Below are 17,583 nucleotides of genomic sequence, written 5' to 3'. Positions count from 1 at the left end.
TTATAAGTTATCTAATTGATTATCTGTTTTATTATCACTGATCGTCCAGAAAAATCCTATGATAAAAAAACGATCGGCGGTTGGTCTAATAGCACGTCTGGCAAAATTTCCATTTACATTAGGAGTATTAGCATATTGATAATTAAATACATTGTCAAATCCGAGCACATTAGATACGGATACGAATAAAATCTTTTGTTGACTGATTAAATATGCCCAGCTCATATTTAAAGAATTAAAAGTTCTTGTTTTTTCGCCTAAAAAGTTAGCTGTATTCGGATCTGTATACGGACGCCCTGAAGCAAAATTGTAGGTAGCGCTTATTAATGATTTCCAATCTTTAGCCCAATATTTCCCTACAACAGATAGATTATGGCTTGTGGCAAAATTAGGAGTAGCTCGTTCCGGGTAATTTCTGTAATCTCTCTCTGTGTCCAGATATGAATAACTAGTCCAATACTCAAAGTTTTTGATTGACTTGTTGTCTCTCCAATATACATCCAACCCTGCAGCGTATCCGTCTCCAGAGCTATTATAATTACTACCAAACTCGGGCATTGCAGTATCAAATTTTGCTAAACGATCATAACTTTTATAATATGCTTCAGCTCTTAATGTCCTACCATTGTTTTGATATAGATAATTAAGAATATAGTGGGATGACTTTTCTGGATCTAATGAACTATTATATTTAAGAATATCTTGCTGTGGTGCCTGATAAAAATCTCCGTAGGCTAAAGAAACCTGAGATTTCTCGGCAATTTTATAGGCTAATGAGGCTCTTGGAGATACTTTGGTAAAGTCGAGTAATGTATTATGAGTTGCTCGTATTCCTAATTGCATAGCCAACTTTTTATTGAAAAAGATATTAGCTTCAGAAAAAGCTGCTGTGCTATTATTCTTAAAACTACTCTGGAAATTTCCGAAGGAAATAATACTAGCTTCTTCCTTAAAATTTCCAAGAAATTGTTCTGCACCAAAGCTTAATTTGAAACGATTACTGAATCTTTTCCTTAATTTTATTTTTAAGTGAGCCGCATTGTCATCATTATCAACATTTGTTTCTTCAATTTTTATATCATTATGGTCATTGGCAAAACTAGCTCCAGTAGCCAATCTCCAATCATTTCCTAATTCACCTTTGTATGAGGCATTGATATATAAGTTTCTGTTTTTAAGTCCAAAATTGATGCCTTCTGGTACATTGATGTCCTCCTGGATTAATTCGAAATCTGTATAATTTAATCCTCCATATAGTTTGAATAATCCATTATCGAATTGATGTCTATATACAGCTTCACCCGATAAAGACTCAAAAGGTTTTATCCAATCCACACGTTGAGAAATGATTTCTTGATATGGTTTTAGATTTAGGTAAAATGCATTTATACTTAGGGAATTGTTCTTCCATTTTTGGGTATTTCCAATTCCGAGACCAACACTAATAAAAGATAGATCAGTTTTTTCTTGTTCTGGCTCGTCGATCGTATTCAGTAATAAAACACTGGATAAGGCATCACCGTATTCTGCAGAATATCCTCCAGTAGAAAAATTAGTTCCTTTAAATAAGAAAGGGGAGAAGCGACCACGTGTAGGGATATTGTTAGCTGTTGCTGCAAAAGGCTGAAAAACCCGAAGTCCATCAATATATACATTAGCTTCATTAGCATCACCACCTCGTACAAAGAGTCTTCCGTCTTCGGCAACAGTCGACGTACCAGGAAGTGTTTGGAAAGCTCCAATATAATCACCGGCTGCTCCTGCTGTGGTAACAATATCTAAAGGGGTCAATACAGATGCTTTACTATTATCACCCGCAGAGAATGTTCCTGCGTTAAGAATAACACTCCCCAATGAATTTACGTCTTCTTTCAGTTTTATTTTTAAGCCTTTCATTTCAGTAACATCCATACTCAGTGTGAAGGTTTCAAAAGAAAGAAAAGAAACGACTAAAGTTTGTCCACCAGTTTCAGTAGTAGTAAAAGAAAAAGTTCCATCGTCTGCAGATGAAGCACCATCATAGGTTCCTTCTAAGTAAATATTCGCTCCAGGAATTGGAACTCCAGATGGTTCTGTAACAACACCAGAAATAGTGTTTTGAGCGTTCAAAAATGCTGCCGAGAGTAAGAAAATTGTAATTAGTAATGATTTCATCTGTTCGTTTTATAGTGTTAGATTGATGGTCCAAAATTGCGTTAAAGAATTAGGTCTAAAAATTGAATACTACCGAACTGTAGAATTATTAGGATGGATTGTTATTTTGACTAAAATAGGAAGTCTTTAAAATAAACTAAGAAATTAGTTGAATGATTCAACTAATTTCTTAGTTTTACATTTTATAATCAATCAAAAAATGAAAAAACTGTTATTACCTACTGTTGTTTTATTCTCTGTTATACTTAATGCACAGCAGATTACCGTATTCTATAAGGAGAAAAGAATACCAGATCAAGTAACTACCAAGAATGGACATTTTGATTCTTTAGAATTTGAGGTTTATATGTTAGAAATGGCGAAAATTAAAGCAGCAATATATGCCGATAAGGATAAGGATTCTCTAGATTATTACAGAAATAAAATTCAGGAAGAGGTAAATAAAATGATGATACATTCTAAAAAGATAGAGCGTAAGTCTTTAAATATTCCAGAATATGATTATATCACTGTATTAAAAATTAGAGCGCTAAAGTCCTTGTATTACCCGCAGGAAGAAGTTGGTAATGATACAGTATCGGAGATAAGAACCAATAGAAAAGGGCGAGAGTTTAAAAGAGAACGCATCAATTACAATAACTCCGAAGTAGTTTATATAGATCAATCTCAGAGAAAGAAAATAAGTTCGCTAGAAGTTTATGAGTTTGATCTTAAAGGTAGAAAGTTTTTAATTGAAGAAGCACTAGAACAACCACAATGGACATTAACAAAAGAAACAAAAAAGATCGATCAATATGTTTGTTATAAAGCGATACTAAAAAACTCAGACAAAAAAGTAGAAGCCTGGTACACCAGAGAGATTAAATCAGCTCACGGTCCTAAAGGATATTGCGGGCTTCCCGGACTCATACTGGAACTAAAAGAAGACAAAAGAACAGTTAATTTTCATAAAATTCGTATACTCTCTGAAAATGGTTTTGAAATAAACCCTCCAACTGAAGGTGAAAAAATTACCCGACAGGAACTTATAGATTTACCAGCAAAATTATTTAATCAGTATTAATGATTATTTACACTCGTTCTATAGCGTTTTCTTCTTTATTCTTAAATGGTCTTACAATCAATCTGGCAGCCTTGTCATAATTGATATAGTTATACGTCCAATTAAAGAAAGTAACAAAGCGATTTCTAAAGCCTACTAAAAACCATAAGTGAATAAACATCCATATAAACCAAGCAAAGAATCCCCCAAAACGAAATTTACCTAAATCCACGACTGCTTTATTGCGACCTATGGTTGCCATAGATCCTTTGTCGAAATACTTAAAAGGAGTCATTGGTTTTCCTTTTAGGTGTAATTTTAGGTTTTTCACTAAATGATTCCCTTGTTGGATAGCTGGTTGTGCTACCATAGGATGCCCTCTCGGATAATCCTCTGTCTGCATCAAAGCAATATCTCCCAACGCATAAATATCATCATATCCCTCGATTTGGTTAAACTGATTTACCTTATAGCGATTTGCTCTTGGTATAAGAGCATCCGCTTGTAACCCTTCTACAGGAGCTCCAGTAACACCTGCTGACCAAATAAAAGTTGCTGTTTTTAGAGATAAATCTGTATTGGTAGACACAAGGTTAGATTCGTAATTTGTTACCTGTGTATTGGTATGAATGTGTACTCCCATTCTTTCTAGAAATTTGGTAGCTTTTTCGGAGGCATGCTCACTCATAGGTGGTAAAACACGATCAGCGCCTTCTATTAAATGAATTTCCATAGCACTAAAATCCATATCCGGATAGTCACGTGGTAGCACATTAAGCTTTAGTTCTGCTATTCCTCCAGCTAATTCTACGCCAGTAGGACCCGCACCTGCTAATACAAAACGTAATAATTCCTTCCTCTTTTCGGGGTCAGTCGTAATGACTGCTTGCTCCAGGTTTTCTAACATCAAACTTCTAAGATTCAATGCTTGCGGTAAGTTTTTCATCCGCATTGCATTCTTTTCTATAGTTTCATTTCCAAAAAAATTGGTTCTTGCTCCAGTAGCAATTACCAAATAATCATAGGTAATGCTGCCAATAGCTGTATGAACCTCTTTTTTCTTTGGGTCGACAGCGGTTACTTCTGTCATTCTGAAATACGTATTCTTACCACGTTTTACGATTTTTCGTAACGGATACGCGATAGAATCAGGTTCTAAAGAAGCTGTGGAAACTTGATATAATAATGGTTGAAATGTATGGTAATTATGTCTGTCTAATAAAATGAGTTGTACATTTTCTTTTACCATTTTTCTTGCAAGTGCAACTCCGGCAAAACCACCTCCGATAATCACTAATCTTGGTAAATTAGTATAAGGAATGTTCATAAATAAAGTGTTGTTTTACAAAGATAAAATGATAATATCATAAACCCTACGGAATATTTATTTTTGTTAAGAATGAATGATAAACTTATTGATTATCAAATGATAAAGAGGTTTTTTTAGGAATAAAATAATTGAAAATTGAAAAATTAGTTTTTAAACTGTAACAGATTTGTTTTATTGTCTACATATAAGGTGTAACTAACTAAGGTGAATAAAGAATTAGAACATAGTTTTGTAACCAATCTTGAGCAAAATCAAAATATTGTGCACAAGGTCTGTAGGATATATACTAATGATGCAGACTCACATAACGATTTGTTTCAGGAGATAACTATCCAGTTATGGAAGGCATATCCTAAGTTTAGAGGAGATTCTAAATTCAGTACCTGGATGTATAGGGTTTCATTAAATACAGCTATTACTTTATACCGTAAGTCTAAAAGAAGTATTAAAACAGCAGATTTTGATACGATGGATTTCAAAATTAAAGCTGAAGAATACGATGATGAGGTAGAACAGCAGCTTAAGTTAATGTATGCAGCAGTAAAACAATTAAATGATATTGAGAAAGCGTTAGTTTTTTTATATCTAGAAGACAAATCATATAAAGAAATTGCAGAGACTATGGGGATCTCTGAGGTAAATGCAAGGGTGAAGATGAATCGAGTGAAAACAAAATTGAAAAAAATATTAAACCCATAATTATGGATGAATTAGAATTATTAAAAAAAGACTGGAAGAATCAAGAAGAAGGTCTTCCTAAGTTATCATATAATGAAATCTATAAGATGATTTTGAAGAAATCATCTTCAATGGTAAAATGGATTTTTATCATTAGTGTTTTAGAATTTATTTTGTGGTCTTCAATTGATGTTATTGTTCGATTAAGTGGTCATTATGATGAACTTGAGGTTCATGGATTAGAAGGTTTCTCTATTTTTACTACAATATTATCTTATAGTATCTTGATGTATTTTATGGTTCGATTTTACCTGAATTATAGAAATATCCAAACCACAGATTCAGCTGCCGTATTGATGAAAAATATACTAAATACCAGAAAAACGGTTAAACAGTATGTTTGGATCAATATTGGTTTTTTAGCGTTGACCACTTTAATTATTATAATGTATATGGCATTCTACACAGATGCATATAATAGCAAGTCGACAGATCAAGAAGTGCCAGCTTATTTGATTATAATTACTTCCCTGATCGTAGTAGCAATTTTTCTTGGACTATTAGTACTGTTGTATAGATTGATATATGGTATATTGACAAGAAAACTTAAGAAGAATTATGAAGAGCTTCAAAAACTAGAAGTATAAAAAACAATAAAAAATCCCTGATCAAATTAGGGATTTTTTATTTATTCTCGTTAAAGGCTGAGGGTAATAGCTGAGGAATAAACTTAATTAGCAAGGGCATTAATAAACTTCCGCCTGGTAAAATAAAGATAGCTAGAGAAGGTATGGTTTTACATACATCTAGTAATTGTTGTTTTACTTTTTGCTTTTCTTCTTTAGATAGATCTCTAACCGCAGATTGCCCCAATAAAATCATCAAATCTTTACTTTCGGAAATCTCTTTAATTAATCTTTTCTTATTTCTAAGAATTAGTACACTAACTGTTCTAGAGGTTTGCTTATAAAAGTGATGTGCAGGATTAGAATAATTAAAAAAGGAAATATCTTCTTTATGTTCTTTTACAAATGACTGTACAGAAGACAGAGATTCTTTTACCGATTGATTAGGTAAACCTAGTTCTGCACCCAGTGCGCGAATAAAATCCTGTTCTCCAAAATCAATTTCCTTATCATTCCATACTGCTAAACTAGTAAGGTCTAAAATATATCTTTTCTCTAGATCATCTGTATATTCATCTAGGTCGATCTGATCAAAACTGGCATCTTCATCTGTATTAACTTTTGTGTACCTTACGGATGAAGCAAATAGTTTAACCAATAATTCATCATAATTATCTTTTTCTATTTTTGAGTTCAAAGCAAGAAAAACAATATTAGTCAAAGTTTCTTCTAGTGTAGCTGCATATTCAATAGGGTTCTTATCATGAATCAGGAAATGTTCAAAAGCCAATACATCAATAAACAATAATGCATTCGTTAATAAATGGCTAAAGTTTTTCTTAAAAATAGATTCATTGGTCTGAATACGTGTATGCATTATCTTTTCAAGCTTTTCACTTTTGCTTGTAGTCAATGCATTGATAAAAGAGAAGAAAGACTTTTTAGTATCCAGATATTCATAAAATTCAATAAGGGCTTTTATACAATCTTTTGGATCACCATTATCAATAGTTTCGTAATAGGTTATTACTAAGGCTGCAAAAAGATTGATTTTTGTTTTCTCCTCTTCAGAATAGACAATTTCCGAATCATTAGGCAAGACTATTTCTACTGATGTACCATATATAAAACCTACTTTCCGAAGTCTTAGATATAATATATCCAAAGAAGACTGAGAAAGAGTGTTAACATCAAAATCTCTTAGAAGTTTATCTATCCAACCGGTAGTTGAAGGGTTCATTGGTTAATTAGTTTACTACAAAGTTAATTTTTTTTTATCTAAACGAGACTTTATGATCATTAAGATAAGTAATTGATTAGTTAACAAATATTTAACGATACGCAGAAAACCGAGGCTTTTTTTTTCTCGTATGTATTGGCGTAAACATTTAAAATTAAAATAAAATGAACAAGATTAGAAAAACAAATTTATTCATCCTAGGGGGGCTTTTTAGCTTAGGAGCTGTATTTATGGCAGCAGATCACATTGACGCTCCAGCAGTGGTAGGAAGCACTGCAGATATTACAGATCTTTACGCTTTTGAAGGTGCAAATCCAGACAATACTGTATTTGTAGCTAATGTACAAGGATTATTGGCTCCTGGAAGTTCAGCTACTTTTGATGAAAACGTATTAGTAGAAATTAACATCGACAATGATGGTGATTTAGTAGAAGACCTTGTGATCCAAGCAATACCTAGAGATGGTATTATGTATTTTTTTGGTCCATACCAACCTTCCCAAACAGGACTTAATAGTACAATCGATGAAGATACCCAATATCTTGGTCAGGTAGCGATAAGTTCAGGATCTGGTGCAATGACATCAGAAGCAAATGGAATTTCGTATTTCGCAGGGTTAAGAGAAGACCCTTTCTTTTTTGATTCTAATCAATTCAACGCTATCATAGGAGGAATGGCTTCTGGAGGATTTAATAATCCTGGTAATGATGATTTTGACGGAACCAATGTCCTATCCATCGTTATAGAAGTTCCTAATTCACTTTTAGGAGGAACATTCAGTCATCCGGCAGGAACGGGTGTTGAAGTATTTAACACTTGGGCAGAAGCAAAAAGAAAACAATAATCAAAAAAATAAAAAATAACAGATATTATGAAACTAAATAATTTAAAAAATATACCAGTAGCGTTAGCATTAGTAATAGGATTAGTAAGTTGTAGTAGTGATGATGATGCAATAGTAATTGAACCACCAGTAGTAATTGATTTTTCAGGAACATTTTCACAAGAAGATCAGATGGGGCGCCCAGGAATTAATACAGTTTTTAGTGCAACTCCTGATATAGAAAATAGCTTTAACGTTACCATTCCTTCGCAACAAGGAGCTACTTTTCAGTCCTTATTCGAGACACAGTTAGCGGGATTGCACAATGCGTTTGGGGCAACGTATGAAAATAATATTCTTGGTTTGGATATTACAACACTTACTACAGTATTAGCTTCAGATGTATTACAAGTTGCACCAGGTACTCCAACAACATATTTTGATGGGACTAATGTGTTAACAGGAAGAAATCTTACGGATGATGTGATTGATGTTTCCTTAATTTTATTATTTGGAGGACAAAATGGAGATCGTTTCAATGGACAAGATTTGGATGGTGATGGTACTCCAGATTTGCCAATATTAGTAACAGATGGAGTAAGTAATTCAGGTGAAACACCATCAAGCACATTTCCATATTTAGAAGCGCCTCACGGTTCATAAATACACCAACTGAATAATTAATTTACTGTCTAGCTGAGTCTGTCTATAAGTATAAAAGTCAGCCCTCAAATGACTCTATACGTCCTATATAATTGTAAAGATGGACTCAGAATGACAGCTTATTATTAAGTAGAACAAATTTCAAAAAAACAAACACATGAGAGTATTAAAAGGAATTATAGTTCTTATGACTGGAATACTCATTATTTCCTGTCAAGAAAAAGAAACTTCGATAACGAATCCGAAAGATTACCAAATATATCTTAAGGAACAAGATAATAAAATAGCAAAAGAAGCAAGAAAGAAACTTCAGTTTTGGAACGCTAAAATAAAAGAAGATAGTCTACAGATTACAGCATTAGCTCCATCAGCTGCAGCATATACTGAACTCTTCCAATCAACAGGAGATATCAAATATCTAAAATTAGCAGAAAAAGTATTGACCAAATCCGCACAGATAGCGGCCATTGGAAAATCTGGACACCTTTTGGCTCTTGCTCATAATTATATTTCTCAGCACAGGTTTAGGGAAGCTAAAGAAGCTGCTCAGGGAGCATATCTTTTAAAAACAAACACTAAGGCTTCAGAAATGGTGCTCTTTGATATTTCTATGGAATTGGGAGAATACGAAAATGCTCAGAAGTACTTAGAACGAATAGCAGACCAAAGTGATTATAATTTTTTGATTCGTTTGGCAAAATGGAATGATTATAAAGGAAATCTGGATGCCACCATAAGAAATATGGAAAAAGCTAAACAAATAGCCGAGAGCAGTAAAAAAGAAGGTTTACTATTATGGTCTTATACCAATTTAGCAGATTATTATGGTCATGCAGGTAGAATTAAAGAATCCTATAATCATTATCTAAAAGCTTTAGCTATAGACCCTTCTAACGCCTATGCAAAAAAAGGAATCGCGTGGATAATATATTCTTATGAAAAAAAGCCTGTTGAGGCATTAACAATCTTAGATGCGATTATAGCAAATAATCAAAGCCCTGATTATTTTCTCTTAAAGGCAGAGATAGCAGAGTTTCAAAAAGAAAATATTACAAAAAAAATAAATCTCCGGAGGTATGAACAAGCAGTTAAAGATGAGCAATATGGATCTATGTATAATTCGCATACAGCCATACTACTTGCAGAGGAATATCAAAATTTTGATCAAGCTTTGGAAATAGCCGAACAAGAGATAGAGAATCGTCCCACACCACAATCATATGATCTTAAAGCGCATATTCTTAATCTAAAAGGAGATCATAAACAAGCATTGGCAATTGCCGAAAAGCATATACTGCGCAAGACTTTTGAACCAGAAGCAAATTATCACATTGCAGAAATTTATAAGGCTAATGATATGAAAGATGCTATTGCTCCGATTAAGGAGGATTTATTAGGAAGTGGTTATGAATTAGGGCCTATAATTTTCAGAAAAATACAGGGGTTGTAAACATTCCTCAATCTCTAAACAACACTCATGAAAAATATTCTTATAATGATTTCACTGATATTCAGTGTGTACGGTTACGCTCAAAATCAAACCTTAAAAGGAAAAGTTGTCGATGTGTTCGATACCCCTTTGTCTGAAGCTTATGTTTATAATAATCAGGCTGAAAGTCATACGCATACTTTAGAAAATGGAACGTTTATGCTGCAAAAAGTAGAGGCGAATGATACATTAACGATACGTTTATTAGGTTTTGAAACTAAAAAAATGGTCATTAAAAAATCGGATATAGAGAATGGTATAAAAGTGCAATTGGAAAACAAAATTTTTCAGCTTGATGAATTGGTTTTGAAACAAGAAATTAATCCATTACAGTTGATAAACAAAATAGATATGAAAGTAAATCCGGTAAACTCTTCTCAGGAGTTATTGCAAAAAGTACCTGGTTTGTTTATTGGTCAACATGCCGGAGGAGGTAAGGCAGAACAAATTTTTCTTAGAGGATTTGATGTTGATCACGGAACTGATGTGTCTATTTCTGTAGATGGTATACCTGTGAATATGGTATCTCACGCTCATGGACAAGGATATGCGGATTTGCATTTTATTATTCCAGAGACTATTGATAAAATACGTTTTGATAAAGGTTCTTATACAGCGGATCATGGAAATTTCAATACGGCTGGATATGTAGATTTTGAAACAAAAGAGAATTTTACAGAAAATGAAATCAAAGTAGAAGCGGGCGCTTTTAATACATTAAGAACAGTAGGGTTATTTAATTTACTCGAATCTTCCAATAAAAAGAACGCTACGCTAGCGATAGAATATTTAGAAGGTGATGGACCTTTTGAGTCTCCTCAAAATTTTAATAGAATTAATCTAGTTGGGAAATATACCGTGCAGTTACAAGACAATAATAAAATATCCCTTTCGGCTTCTCATTTTACCAGTAGATGGGATGCTTCTGGACAAATACCAAACAGGGCTGTGGCTCAAGGTCTAATTTCACGTTTTGGGGCTATTGATGATACAGAGGGTGGAAATACATCAAGAACTAATTTTAATATAGTGTATGATAAGTTCATAGCTGACAACACAACTTTTAGAACGAATGTATTTTATACGCTTTATGATTTTGAACTGTATTCTAATTTTACTTTTTTCTTAAATGATCTTATAAATGGAGATCAGATCAGACAAAAAGAGTATAGAAACCTATTTGGTTTTAATAGCACATTTAGTTCTCGAAAATATTGGGACCATTTAGAATTAGAGTTCAATGGCGGAATAGGTCTACGAAATGATGCTGTTAAAGATAATGAGTTATCTAGAACAGCGAATCGAAATGAAACACGGGAAAATGTAAGCCTAGGAACGGTGAATGAGACAAATGCATATGCTTTTGCAGATGTTACATTAGACTTTGGGAAACTAAAAGTAACACCTGTAGTCCGTTTGGATTATTTTAAGTATACCTATGAGGACGCGCTGCTAGTGCCATTTGATATACAATCTGAAACTAAATCAATCATTACACCTAAATTACGAATTTCATACGATGCAACTGATAACTTGAATCTTTTTGCGAAATCAGGAATTGGATTTCATGGGAATGATACTCGTGTAGTTGTTGCACAAAAAGGAGAACAGATTTTACCTAAGTCATATGGAGTAGATGCGGGGATAAATTGGAAACCTTTTTCAAAAATATTTCTGAATACAACACTTTGGTACTTGGGATTAGAACAAGAGTTCGTGTATGTAGGTGATGAAGGGGTAGTTGAACCAAGTGGAGAAACAAGAAGAATAGGAATTGATTTTAGTGGTAGATATCAGGTAAATGATTGGCTATTTTTTAATTCTGACCTAACTTATACATATGCCAGAAGTATTGAAGAACCAGATGGTGAAGATTATATTCCTTTAGCACCAAAAATTACTGCAGCAGGAGGAATAAGTGTAGAAAACTTTCATAATTTTTCTGGAGGAGTTCGTTATCGATATCTGGGGGATCGAGCAGCAACGGAAAATAATAGTATTGTAGCAGAAGGATACACAGTATTTGATATATCCTTAAATTATAGATGGAAGCATTTTGATTTTTCGGTAAGTATTGAAAACCTGTTCGATACCGAGTGGAATGAAACACAATTTGCTACAGAATCAAGGTTAGCAAATGAAGCCCAATCCGTAGAAGAAATCCACTTTACACCAGGTACACCGTTTTTTGCAAAGGCAGGAATAACCTATAGATTTTAGTATTTAGTTATGAATTAATTAAGGTGTCACAAAAAATAACAGAGTTAGTCGGTTTTGTTTTTTGATGTTGTTATGGAGAAGCTTGTTTGTTGAGGTACAAACAGGCTTTTCTTTGTTTAATATAAAAACTAACCGTAGATTTAATTTTTGTAACACGTTTGTATCTTAATTGTGTATATGTGTTTATAATGAACTGTGTTATCTAAGTGATAGTGTCGATATTTCAATATAATTCTAAAAGACAGGCTAACGGATTCGTATTGCCTTTAGATATTAATGAATCTGAAAATATTTTTTTAGCTATTCACAGAAAATTAAAATAACAAACGAATTTTAGCGATTAAGAGGAAAAAAAATAAATAGATAATATAACGAATGACCAAATATTCAATTGTAAAATTTAGTAGTATCATTTTACTCTGTATGTTTGCTTCTTGCAATTTTTTAAATGATAAAAAAGAAGAAAATTCAGAACAGATAGATAAAAAAGAGGAAGATAATAGGCCTTATTTTGAAGGAGAAATTAAGTTGTCAGAATCCAGAGGTCTTTATGGTTCTTTAACCAAAGTACATACCACATATTTTATTTCAGAAAATAAAATAAAAAGAGAGCAGCGATGGGGAGGTGTGTATGCAGTATTAGATAATTATGCTGGTATTATTATAGATTTGAAAAAGGATAGTGTTGTTATGTATTATGCGGATAAATTAAGTAATACGAAGAATAAACATACACTTAGTATCAAAGATTATAAATTACAATTAGAAAATAAAGAAATGCCCAGCGGTATTCCTTCTCCTGTAGATCGCACCTTCAAATTATTATCAGAATATAAATTGATAGAACAAATAAAAGATTCTACGATAATTAAAGAGTATAGCTGTGATTTCACCAGATATCATGATGATACCGGTTTTCTAAAACAAGATGTATTTGATTCTAAAGAAATAAAGGTAAAACGGGAATTGTTAGATATGGTATTTCTAAACCTTCCAGATGAGATTAATTTTCCTTTAAAATCAGAAGTGAAAACAACTTTTTCCGAAATTAGCAATGATTCGATCATTAAAGGAAAACAAACAAAAGCCATTGATCAATTGGCAAGAAATATATTACGTAAAAAGGATTCTACTGTTAAGAAGGAAGCAGATTTAGAGAAGCTATCTAAAAATAAATGGCTTAATATGGGATTACAAATTCTGAAAAAAGGAGTAGATCTTAACATTCATATTACTACAGATGTTTCAGGTTTTTCTTTTAGATCATTATCAAGTATAGATATTTCTATACCATCCGGAGATTTTTCTGAGATTTCGGATTTTGATGAGTTTTTAAACGTACTGCCTACTGGTGGAGATATAGATTTTGATGATTAAAAACCTACCATTCTTATAAGAAAAATGATAGGTTTTTTTATGATATAAAACTTTGATGTAGTCTTTAGGGAGTTTTGATAGCTTTAGCTTTCTCTATTACAATACCCGCCATAATTTCTTGATATACGTGGCTTAAGTCTGTAGGTAGTAAACCATCATTTTTAGAATGACAAGAAAAACAGCTACCATATTGTGAATATGCAGAACCATGTTGAGCATATGTTTCCATCGTACTATTAGCTAATTGACTAGTTCCTATTGCAACTCCAGAAGCTGTTAAAGTATCTTTAACTGAATAACTTTGTCCTGTAGGAGGTGCACCATCATTAGTCCAGGTAGCACCTATAAAAATATAATTTTTGCGCATATCCCCATTTGCTAACTGTCCGAGAACACTATTATTGGTTGATATAATTTGACTGTTAGATGCTGCAACCGAAGCATTTTCTGGATTTGGTACACCTGCATCTGCAACTCCCCAAGGTTTGGTCATTTTGGTGTTGCTAGCAGTAATTTTTTGATTAGGGTTTGTTGCTGTATTTGCCACAATATCACCATCAGTGTATTTCATATGTGATTGATTATAAGTACTGCTTGCGCTATCGTCGTTTAATAACCAATCATTTCCAGTATCCGCAGGAACAGTTTTTGTTTTAGATGTTGGTTTAGAATTATCTAAATATGTATATGACAGATTAGGCGCATTATTAACGTGTTCAAAAGTTGCCCAGACCATTTCCGGATGACCAGCGGTACTACCGACAATATGAATTCCTACTAGCGCAAGTTTGGCCGTTCTGGTTGGGTTGTTGGTGTTTGGTGTCCATTTGGTATCTGTTTTTATATAATTAGGTACAATGGCATCCATAGTGATATAGTCACTATCAGATAAGCCAGTTACATCTACCCAAGATGTTTTTATTTCTATGGCCAATGTTTCTGGATCTTGTATCGTTACTCCTTGTTTTTTTGCAAAAGCTGTAATGCTATCTAATGTAGTTTGAGTAGTTGGAAATTCATTATCAAAAAGTTTTCCAGCTTTAGCGCCAGTTACAAACTGAGCATAGACATCATTTACCATTGTAATGTAATATAGGATAGAATCATTTTTTTGTGCTATTAAGACATCATCAGTTGCCTGCCCTTCTTCAGTATCAATTTTTTGAGTATTTGCAACTGCAGTAATCATTTGACCCGAGACATGTGGTATTAAAGTTCTTTCTTTCGTTCCATTTACAAGGTTGATTGGTGAAACAGTATAAAAAGCAGGAGTCTCTATTACTGTTCCACTACTATAATCTCCTTCTTTTTTAGGCGATGTCATCCAAAGAAACATTTGTTCTGACCATTTATAAAAATCACAATTATTTTTATGTTTAAATGTTACACTATTAGCAGGTGTTACAATTCCATTTTTGGAAACACTTTTAGCCTTAAACCAAGAATTAAAATCAGTGGTATCTACCACACAAGATTTTAAAACGTCTGCCGGGAGTTTCGAATTTATAGGAGTTAGTGCCGCAATTAATGTTTCGGTATCTTTGCTTGGAGAATTCGTAACATATTCCTTTTTTTCTTTTTTATTACAGGCAGCAATGGTAATCATTGATAAGACTACCATAAATAAAACGTTAATAGATGATTTTTTCATTTGTTAGTTGTTTAGTTAGTATGATTTTATTCTATTAGAAATGTATAGACTAAAATTACCCCAAAAAAAACAACTGTAACAGCGTATTTATACGGGTTTTTTATAAGAATTATTTTCAGAAAAAAGCACAAAAAAAACACTATTATCTAGTAATAGTGTCTAAATCGTGTATTTGATTTAACTAAAAAAGATTGTAAGTAAGAAAATTTTTGTTTCCTCGTCTGTAAACTTATCCAGTATTCTTAAACAGGAGTAAGAGGATCCAATTGTAAGGACCAAACTTGGTATACTTTTCCTTTGGAGGAGTAGGTAGACCGACTACTTCAATATATCTTACTAAATCAAGTTTATCTAAATGCTTAAACAAGATTTTTGTTAATGTATCTTAATGAATATAACAACTAGTCGGTAACAAACTAGGTTCATGTCCTGCACCTCCTTTTACAGTTTGTAGTTCTTTTTTGTTAAGTTTAGAAATTGCCTGTTTTTTTAGCTTCAATTTCACGTCTGTTTCCTGTTTTTTCATCTTATAAATATTAATATTATACTTACTCTTTTAAAGGATTTTCAGTTAACTCCTAAAACCAAAAGATATAAATATGGTTTGTAGGGGAAAAGTAATACCCTATACTATTGATTACAAACGTGCTTTATTGAAATTTATAAATTTAAACCTGAGATTTATGAATTTCATGATCTTTAATTTATCAGTCTTAATTTTTTAGAATAATTAGATACAAGGAGATATACCCTTGCAATATTTTTTAGCAATTTTAGATTTTCAGGAGTTTATGGATACCCTTCGTTCAGACGGAGTGTAGATTTATATGATTAAAAGAAAAGAGTTAACCAACAACTCTAAGTTTTTAGAGTGCTTTATAAAGTATGAAGATATGTTTTGCTGAACTAGGATGCTACGACACCAAGAGTGTATAACTGCTCTAGCGTAGGAGATTCACTTCCTCCTTCTGGTTCTAGAGTTATACCAAAAGCTTCTGATTCATTAGGATTTGTGAATGAGAAAATTTTAGTTTCTTCTTGTGTAAACTTATCTAGTATTCCTAAACTAGTAGGAGTGAGTGGATCTAATTTTAAAGACCATACCTGATATACTTTTCCAGGTGGAGGAGTAGGTAGTCCAGCTACATCTATATACGCTGTTTGCTTTTCTTTATCCCAGTATACGGCAGCATAGGCCGTAGGATCTATTTTTTGGGCTTGTAAAGGAATTTGAAGTATGTCTTTATCACGTAAAACACTTAATAATGTTTTTGCTTTTGATAAATCTTCTTCAGCTACATTAATTTTTCCTTCCAGTAAATTTTGTTCTATTTGAGATTCTACTAATTGTTGGCGTAAATCCTTATTTTTACTAAATTGTAGGAACAAACCAATCAATAATGCTACAGAAGCAGCCCAACCAATATAGGCTGGCCAGTTATTACGTTTTGGAGCAATAGGGATAACATCTACATCAGTATCTGTAAAACTTAATTTTTCTTTAATACGATTAAAAACAGACTCTGGATTATAAGGCGCGGTTGCTGCCGAAAGCTTCATAAGAGACTTTTCTATCTCTTTTATCTCTTCCTCGATTTCGGGATGCTCTTTTAATGCTTTATATACTTCAGCATTCTCTTTTTCGGATAATGCACCGTATACATAGAGCTCTAATATTCCGGATGATATAAATTGTTTGATATCCATAATTATACTGCCAAGACTTCTCTTAATTTATTAATGCAAATTCTGTTCCGAGTTTTAATAGTCCCGATCGGAATGTCTAATTCTTCTGAAGCCTCTTTTTGTGTGTAACCTTTAAAAAACAATAAATCGATAACTTTTTTACAAATAGGTTCTAATACATCAATGTACTTTTTTATACCTATAGCATCCATCTTACTGGAGAAATTACTTTTCTCTTCTAGTATATCTACGAAATAATCTGCAGTTTGGTTTTGTTGTGAGTTTTTAAAGGCAACTGATCTTGTTTTATCGATAGCTGCATTACGAGCAATATTAAGTATCCATGTAAAAAAACGTCCTTTTTTTTCGGAGTAAGAATCCGCTTTATTCCAAACTTTTACAAATACATCTTGTAATACTTCTTCTGCTAAAGTTTCATCTCTAAGGATAGTGTAAATTACGCCAAATATATTCTCTGCATACATTTCATAAATGCGTCGAAAAGCTTTTTCATTTTTTTGTTGCAGTTGAAGAATCAATTCGTTGGATTGCATAGACAGATAAGAGAGATTGTTTTTTTTATGAAGGAGTGTTCTTTTTTTA

Annotated in this window: 13 protein-coding genes and 1 pseudogene; 7 read left to right on the top strand and 7 right to left on the bottom strand. The window is 32.7% G+C overall.

What is annotated here, in order from left to right:
• Entirely contained in the window at positions 1-2,154 is a 2,154-nt protein-coding gene (locus D1818_RS07275) for a TonB-dependent receptor (RefSeq protein ID WP_118457482.1), read from the bottom strand.
• 199 nt (positions 2,155-2,353) lie between these two features.
• On the opposite strand from D1818_RS07275, the gene D1818_RS07270 reads away from it, so the two are divergent.
• Positions 2,354-3,217 (top strand): GLPGLI family protein, encoded by an 864-nt coding sequence (locus D1818_RS07270; RefSeq protein ID WP_118457479.1) that lies wholly within the window; start codon positions 2,354-2,356, stop codon positions 3,215-3,217.
• A 7-nt stretch (positions 3,218-3,224) separates the two neighbouring features.
• Here D1818_RS07270 and D1818_RS07265 read toward each other — a convergent pair whose 3' ends face one another.
• The gene (locus D1818_RS07265; RefSeq protein WP_118457477.1) at positions 3,225-4,523 is read right to left on the bottom strand and encodes an NAD(P)/FAD-dependent oxidoreductase; all 1,299 of its coding nucleotides are present in this window, start codon (positions 4,521-4,523) and stop codon (positions 3,225-3,227) included.
• A 207-nt stretch (positions 4,524-4,730) separates the two neighbouring features.
• Between D1818_RS07265 and D1818_RS07260 the strand changes: the two genes are divergently transcribed.
• Both D1818_RS07260 and D1818_RS07255 read left to right on the top strand, forming a co-directional pair.
• Positions 4,731-5,225, top strand: coding sequence for an RNA polymerase sigma factor (locus D1818_RS07260; RefSeq protein WP_118457475.1), 495 nt, complete (start codon positions 4,731-4,733; stop codon positions 5,223-5,225).
• Between the two features lie 2 nt (positions 5,226-5,227).
• Positions 5,228-5,851 carry a hypothetical protein gene (locus tag D1818_RS07255; RefSeq protein WP_118457473.1) on the top strand — a complete coding sequence of 208 codons (624 nt, stop codon included), beginning with the start codon at positions 5,228-5,230 and terminating at the stop codon, positions 5,849-5,851.
• Between the two features lie 37 nt (positions 5,852-5,888).
• Here the strand turns inward: D1818_RS07255 and D1818_RS07250 are convergent, their stop codons facing one another.
• A complete protein-coding gene (locus D1818_RS07250) occupies positions 5,889-7,070 on the bottom strand; it encodes an LETM1-related biofilm-associated protein (RefSeq protein ID WP_118457470.1) in 1,182 nt (393 codons plus the stop codon).
• Between the two features lie 173 nt (positions 7,071-7,243).
• On the opposite strand from D1818_RS07250, the pseudogene D1818_RS25895 reads away from it, so the two are divergent.
• The 4 genes and pseudogenes from D1818_RS25895 to D1818_RS07225 all read left to right on the top strand — a co-directional run bounded on the left by D1818_RS25895 (position 7,244) and on the right by D1818_RS07225 (position 13,643).
• A pseudogene (locus D1818_RS25895) lies at positions 7,244-8,557 on the top strand (DUF4331 family protein).
• A 157-nt stretch (positions 8,558-8,714) separates the two neighbouring features.
• Positions 8,715-10,007 (top strand): hypothetical protein, encoded by a 1,293-nt coding sequence (locus tag D1818_RS07235; protein WP_118457466.1) that lies wholly within the window; start codon positions 8,715-8,717, stop codon positions 10,005-10,007.
• Positions 10,008-10,034: 27 nt separating this feature from the next.
• Positions 10,035-12,266 carry a TonB-dependent receptor plug domain-containing protein gene (locus tag D1818_RS07230; protein ID WP_118457464.1) on the top strand — a complete coding sequence of 744 codons (2,232 nt, stop codon included), beginning with the start codon at positions 10,035-10,037 and terminating at the stop codon, positions 12,264-12,266.
• Between the two features lie 375 nt (positions 12,267-12,641).
• Positions 12,642-13,643 carry a hypothetical protein gene (locus tag D1818_RS07225; RefSeq protein ID WP_118457461.1) on the top strand — a complete coding sequence of 334 codons (1,002 nt, stop codon included), beginning with the start codon at positions 12,642-12,644 and terminating at the stop codon, positions 13,641-13,643.
• Positions 13,644-13,707: 64 nt separating this feature from the next.
• On the opposite strand, the gene D1818_RS07220 is transcribed toward D1818_RS07225, so the two are convergent.
• From D1818_RS07220 to D1818_RS07200, 4 genes are all read right to left on the bottom strand, one after another.
• Positions 13,708-15,294 carry a hypothetical protein gene (locus tag D1818_RS07220; RefSeq protein WP_118457459.1) on the bottom strand — a complete coding sequence of 529 codons (1,587 nt, stop codon included), beginning with the start codon at positions 15,292-15,294 and terminating at the stop codon, positions 13,708-13,710.
• A gap of 385 nt (positions 15,295-15,679) precedes the next feature.
• A complete protein-coding gene (locus tag D1818_RS07210; RefSeq protein WP_118457457.1) occupies positions 15,680-15,820 on the bottom strand; it encodes a class I lanthipeptide in 141 nt (46 codons plus the stop codon).
• Positions 15,821-16,200: 380 nt separating this feature from the next.
• Complete coding sequence (locus D1818_RS07205) at positions 16,201-17,001, bottom strand: anti-sigma factor domain-containing protein (RefSeq protein ID WP_118457455.1); 801 nt, start codon at positions 16,999-17,001, stop codon at positions 16,201-16,203.
• Positions 17,002-17,003: 2 nt separating this feature from the next.
• Complete coding sequence (locus D1818_RS07200) at positions 17,004-17,534, bottom strand: RNA polymerase sigma factor (RefSeq protein ID WP_118457452.1); 531 nt, start codon at positions 17,532-17,534, stop codon at positions 17,004-17,006.
• Between the last annotated feature and the right edge of the window lie 49 nt (positions 17,535-17,583).

It is taken from the genome of Aquimarina sp. BL5 (genome assembly GCF_003443675.1).
Lineage (GTDB): Bacteria > Bacteroidota > Bacteroidia > Flavobacteriales > Flavobacteriaceae > Aquimarina.
The sequence above is the reverse complement of the archived record's forward strand: the minus strand, read 5'-3'. Positions and strand labels throughout refer to the sequence as shown.